Source organism: Myxococcus sp. AM009 (assembly GCF_013372605.1).
GTDB classification, from domain to species: Bacteria; Myxococcota; Myxococcia; order Myxococcales; family Myxococcaceae; genus Myxococcus; species Myxococcus vastator.
In genome coordinates, this window is the sequence record NZ_JABXEP010000334.1 from 1 (window position 1) to 1,619 (window position 1,619).

The 1,619-nt window shown below is 73.3% G+C and carries 1 protein-coding gene; it reads left to right on the plus strand.

Translation table 11 applies throughout. The features are described 5' to 3' along the window. Nucleotides 1–144: 144 nt before the first annotated feature. The coding region (locus tag HV824_RS35635) for a beta-ketoacyl synthase N-terminal-like domain-containing protein (protein WP_255208619.1) at nt 145–1,619 on the plus strand (1,475 nt) is incomplete at its 3' end.

Here is a 1,619-nt window from a genome sequence, read left to right on the forward strand (position 1 = left end):
CCGTGCTCGCCCGCCTTCTCCCAGAGGCCCGCGGCCTCCAGCAGCAGCGGGGGGCGCTCCTCCGGCGCCGCCAGCCGCGCGGCCTGCAGCAGCGCCCGCGCCGCGCGAGGGGCCTCGCCCGACGCGCAGCGGTGGCTCGCGAACATGGGCGTGGACTCCCTGGAGGTGGGGGAGGGCGTCGCCTGGTTCGAGCGGCTGCTCGGCGCGGACGTCACGCAGGCCACGGTGGCGCGCGTGAGGTGGGAGCGCTTCAAGCCCATCTACGAGGCGCGCGGTCGTCGGCCGTTCCTGGAGGCGATGGACGCGGAGGCCGTTGCGCCCACCGGGACTCCGGCGGCGAGCGCCGCGCCCGTGCTGGGGCGCGACGCGCTGGAGTCCGCGGTGCGCCAGCAGGTGGCGGGGGTGCTCGGGTTGGACCCCAAGCTGCACCTCCCGCCGGGGCGCGGCTTCGCGGACCTGGGCATGGACTCGCTGATGGCGGTGGAGCTGAGGGAGCGGCTCCAGCGCGTGGTGGGCCAGCCGCTGTCGGCGACGTTGGTCTTCAACTACCCGAACGTCCAGGCCCTCACGGAGTACCTGGTGGGCCTGGTGGCGGAGCGGACGCCTCGGACCGAGGCGCCCGCGGCGGAGCGCGTCGCGCGCGCGGACGAGCCCATCGCCATCATCGGCATGGCCTGCCGCTTCCCTGGGGACGCGGACACGCCCGAGGCGTACTGGCGCCTGCTGCGCGACGGCGTGGACGCCACGACGGAGGTGCCGGCGGACCGCTGGGACGTGGACGCGCTGTTCGACGTGGACCCGGAGGCGCCGGGGAAGGTGTACATGCGCAAGGGAGGCTTCCTGCGCGACGTGGCGGGCTTCGAGCCGCAGTTCTTCGGCATCTCCCCACGCGAGGCCGAGAGCATGGACCCGCAGCAGCGGCTGCTGCTGGAGGTCGGCTGGGAGGCGCTGGAGCGCTCGGGCATCAACCCGGACTCGCTGCGGGACACGAACACGGGGGTCTTCGTGGGGATCACCGCGTCGGACTACTCGCGCGTCATCCTCAACCAGGACCCCTCGGCGGTGGATGCGTACTTCGCGTCGGGCACGTCGCTGAACGTGGCGCCAGGCCGACTGTCGTTCGCGCTGGGGTTGCATGGGCCGAGCATGGCGGTGGACACGGCGTGCTCGTCGTCGCTCGTCGCGCTGCACCTGGCCTGCCAGAGCCTGCGCAGCGGTGAGTCCACCCTGGCGCTGTCGGGTGGCGTGAACCTCATCCTCACGCCCGAGGCCACGCTGTCCATCTGCAAGGCGCACATGCTCTCGCCCGAGGGCCGGTGCAAGACGTTCGACGCCTCGGCGGACGGGTTCGCCCGCGGCGAGGGCTGCGGGGTGCTGGTGCTGAAGCGGCTGTCGGACGCGGTGGCGGACGGGAACGAAGTGCTGGCGGTGATTCGAGGGACGGCGGTGAACCACGACGGGCCGAGCAGCGGCTTGACGGTGCCGAACGGGATGGCGCAGCAGGCGGTGATTCGGCAGGCGCTGGAGAACGGAGGGGTGAGAGCGGGGGAGGTGAGCTACGTGGAGGCGCACGGGACGGGGACGTCGCTGGGGGACCCGATAGAGGTGGACGCGATGTG